This window comes from Vulcanococcus limneticus LL (genome assembly GCF_002252705.1).
In the GTDB taxonomy this organism is placed as follows: domain Bacteria; phylum Cyanobacteriota; class Cyanobacteriia; order PCC-6307; family Cyanobiaceae; genus Vulcanococcus; species Vulcanococcus limneticus.
The window spans coordinates 1-2,298 of sequence record NZ_NQLA01000111.1; the positions used below are offsets into that span (position 1 = coordinate 1).

The 2,298-nt window shown below is 66.1% G+C and carries 1 protein-coding gene; it reads left to right on the top strand.

The window, feature by feature from the left end:
* Positions 1-2,238 (top strand): glycogen/starch/alpha-glucan phosphorylase (locus CJZ98_RS17495; RefSeq protein ID WP_094592382.1); only part of this gene is annotated, 2,238 nt, incomplete at its 5' end.
* Between the last annotated feature and the right edge of the window lie 60 nt (positions 2,239-2,298).

Sequence of the window (2,298 nt, forward strand, 5' to 3'; positions counted from 1 at the left end):
CCCCAGCTGGGCAACAACCTGCTGATGCTCGGCATCCAGGAGGCGGCCACGGAAGCCCTGCGCCGCTTCGGCATCGAGCACCTGGAGGAGATCCTTGAGGTGGAGGAGGAGCCGGGCCTCGGCAACGGCGGCCTGGGACGCCTGGCGGCCTGCTTCATGGAGTCGCTGGCCTCGCTGGAGATCCCGGCCACCGGCTACGGCATCCGCTATGAGTTCGGCATCTTCGACCAGCTGATCCGCGACGGCTGGCAGGTGGAGATCACCGACAAGTGGCTCAAGGGCGGCTGGCCCTGGGAGATCCCCCACCCCGACCAGGCCTGCTTCGTGGGCTTCGGCGGCCGCACCGAGAGCTACCGCGACGATCACGGCCACTACCGCGTGCGCTGGATCCCCGAGGAGCACGCCATCGGGGTGCCCCACGACGTGCCGGTGCTGGGCTATCGCGTCAACACCTGCGACCGGCTGCGCCTATGGCGGGCCGACGCCAGCGAATCCTTCGACTTCTACGCCTTCAACATCGGCGACTACTACGGCGCCGTGGAGGAGAAAGTGGGCAGCGAGACCCTCTCGAAGGTGCTTTACCCCAACGACGGCACCGATGAGGGCCGCCGGCTGCGGCTCAAGCAGCAGCACTTCTTCGTGAGCTGCTCCCTGCAGGACATGCTGCGCAGTCTGGACCGGCGCGGCCTGCCGGTGACGGAGTTTCCCGACCACTGGGCGGTGCAGCTCAACGACACCCACCCGGCGATCGCGGTAGCCGAGCTGATGCGGCTGCTGATCGATGACAAGCACCTCGACTGGGACACCGCCTGGGACATCACCAGCCGCTCGCTGGCCTACACCAACCACACCCTGCTGCCCGAGGCCCTGGAGAAGTGGGGGCTCGGGCTGTTCGGCTCGCTGCTGCCGCGGCACCTGGAGCTGATCTACGAGATCAACCGCCGCTTCCTGCAGACCGTACGGCTCAAGTACCCCGGAAACGAGGACGTGCTGCGCCGGGTGTCGATCATCGATGAAGAAGGAGGCAAGGCCGTACGCATGGCCAACCTGGCCACGGTGGCGGCCCACCACGTGAACGGCGTGGCGGCACTGCACAGCGAGCTGGTGCGCACCAAGCTCTTCCCCGAGTTCGCCGCCCTCTGGCCCGACAAGTTCACCAACGTCACCAACGGCGTGACCCCCAGGCGCTGGCTGGCGCTCTCCAATCCACCCCTACGCCAGCTGCTCAACGAGAGCATCGGCGAGGGCTGGGTGCGCAACCTGGACGAGCTGCGGGCCCTGGAGCAGTTCCAGCACGACAGCGGCTTCCTGGAGCGCTGGGGCCAGACCAAACTCGCCTGCAAGCGCACGCTGGCCCACTACATCCAGCGCCAGAGCGGCCTGCTGGTGGATCCCTCCTCCCTCTTCGACGTTCAGGTCAAGCGGATCCACGAATACAAGCGCCAGCATCTCAATGCCCTGCAGGTCATCGCCCAGTACCTGCGCATCAAGAACGGGCAGGCCGATGGCCTCGCGCCCCGCACGGTGATCTTCGGCGGCAAGGCAGCGCCCGGCTACTACATGGCCAAGCTGATCATCCGCTTCCTCAATGGCATCGCCGAAACGGTAAACGCCGATCCCGACATGGACGGCCGCCTGCGGGTGGTATTCCTGCAGGATTACAACGTGAAGCTGGGGGAGCGGGTGTATCCCGCCTCCGATCTCTCCGAGCAAATCTCCACCGCCGGCCTGGAGGCCTCCGGCACCGGCAACATGAAGTTCGCCATGAATGGGGCCCTCACCATCGGCACCCTCGATGGCGCCAACGTGGAGATCCGCGAGCAGGTAGGGGCCGACAACTTCTTCCTGTTCGGCAAGACGGAATCCGAGATCAGTGCCCTCCATGCCGAGGGCTACCGGCCCTGGGAACTGATCAGCTCGATCCCGGAACTCTCCGAGGTGCTGAAGCTGGTGGAGCAGGGCCACTTCAGCAACGGCGATGGCGACCTGTTCCGGCCGCTGCTGGAAAACCTCACCGGCCGTGATCCCTTCTTCGTGCTGGCGGACTTCAGCGACTATCTGCGGGCCCAGGATGCGGTAAACCGCCTCTGGGCCGACCGGGAGCAGTGGAACCGGATTTCGCTGCTGAACGCGGCCCGAACCGGCTTCTTCTCCTCGGATCGCTCCATCAGCGAGTACGCAGAACGGATCTGGCGGGCCGAGCCCTTCCCGATCACCATCACCTGCGACATGCCCTGAGGCCATGGCGCCCCCCGAACTGGTGCTGGTGCTCAACATGGGCAGCTCCAGCGTCAAGGC